The sequence below is a fragment of the Curtobacterium sp. 260 genome, assembly GCF_030803485.1.
Taxonomy (GTDB): Bacteria; Actinomycetota; Actinomycetes; order Actinomycetales; family Microbacteriaceae; genus Curtobacterium.
In genome coordinates this window covers 1-1,562 of sequence record NZ_JAURUY010000028.1, presented here as the reverse complement: position 1 = coordinate 1,562, position 1,562 = coordinate 1, and the positions used below count along the sequence as shown (strand labels likewise).

Annotated in this window: 1 rRNA gene; it reads left to right on the top strand. The window is 56.3% G+C overall.

Going from position 1 to position 1,562, the window contains the following annotated elements:
* The first annotated feature begins 3 nt into the window (after nucleotides 1-3).
* Nucleotides 4-1,525, top strand: a 16S ribosomal RNA gene (locus J2X59_RS15880).
* Nucleotides 1,526-1,562 lie beyond the last annotated feature (37 nt).

Here is a 1,562-nt window from a genome sequence, read left to right as displayed (position 1 = left end):
TTTTTTACGGAGAGTTTGATCCTGGCTCAGGACGAACGCTGGCGGCGTGCTTAACACATGCAAGTCGAACGATGATCAGGAGCTTGCTCCTGTGATTAGTGGCGAACGGGTGAGTAACACGTGAGTAACCTGCCCCTGACTCTGGGATAAGCGTTGGAAACGACGTCTAATACTGGATATGATCACTGGCCGCATGGTCTGGTGGTGGAAAGATTTTTTGGTTGGGGATGGACTCGCGGCCTATCAGCTTGTTGGTGAGGTAATGGCTCACCAAGGCGACGACGGGTAGCCGGCCTGAGAGGGTGACCGGCCACACTGGGACTGAGACACGGCCCAGACTCCTACGGGAGGCAGCAGTGGGGAATATTGCACAATGGGCGAAAGCCTGATGCAGCAACGCCGCGTGAGGGATGACGGCCTTCGGGTTGTAAACCTCTTTTAGTAGGGAAGAAGCGAAAGTGACGGTACCTGCAGAAAAAGCACCGGCTAACTACGTGCCAGCAGCCGCGGTAATACGTAGGGTGCAAGCGTTGTCCGGAATTATTGGGCGTAAAGAGCTCGTAGGCGGTTTGTCGCGTCTGCTGTGAAATCCCGAGGCTCAACCTCGGGCTTGCAGTGGGTACGGGCAGACTAGAGTGCGGTAGGGGAGATTGGAATTCCTGGTGTAGCGGTGGAATGCGCAGATATCAGGAGGAACACCGATGGCGAAGGCAGATCTCTGGGCCGTAACTGACGCTGAGGAGCGAAAGCGTGGGGAGCGAACAGGATTAGATACCCTGGTAGTCCACGCCGTAAACGTTGGGCGCTAGATGTAGGGACCTTTCCACGGTTTCTGTGTCGTAGCTAACGCATTAAGCGCCCCGCCTGGGGAGTACGGCCGCAAGGCTAAAACTCAAAGGAATTGACGGGGGCCCGCACAAGCGGCGGAGCATGCGGATTAATTCGATGCAACGCGAAGAACCTTACCAAGGCTTGACATACACCGGAAACGGCCAGAGATGGTCGCCCCCTTGTGGTCGGTGTACAGGTGGTGCATGGTTGTCGTCAGCTCGTGTCGTGAGATGTTGGGTTAAGTCCCGCAACGAGCGCAACCCTCGTTCTATGTTGCCAGCGCGTTATGGCGGGGACTCATAGGAGACTGCCGGGGTCAACTCGGAGGAAGGTGGGGATGACGTCAAATCATCATGCCCCTTATGTCTTGGGCTTCACGCATGCTACAATGGCCGGTACAAAGGGCTGCGATACCGTAAGGTGGAGCGAATCCCAAAAAGCCGGTCTCAGTTCGGATTGAGGTCTGCAACTCGACCTCATGAAGTCGGAGTCGCTAGTAATCGCAGATCAGCAACGCTGCGGTGAATACGTTCCCGGGCCTTGTACACACCGCCCGTCAAGTCATGAAAGTCGGTAACACCCGAAGCCGGTGGCCTAACCCTTGTGGAAGGAGCCGTCGAAGGTGGGATCGGTGATTAGGACTAAGTCGTAACAAGGTAGCCGTACCGGAAGGTGCGGCTGGATCACCTCCTTTCTAAGGAGCATCTGACCGGCCCTGCTCTGCAGGTGTC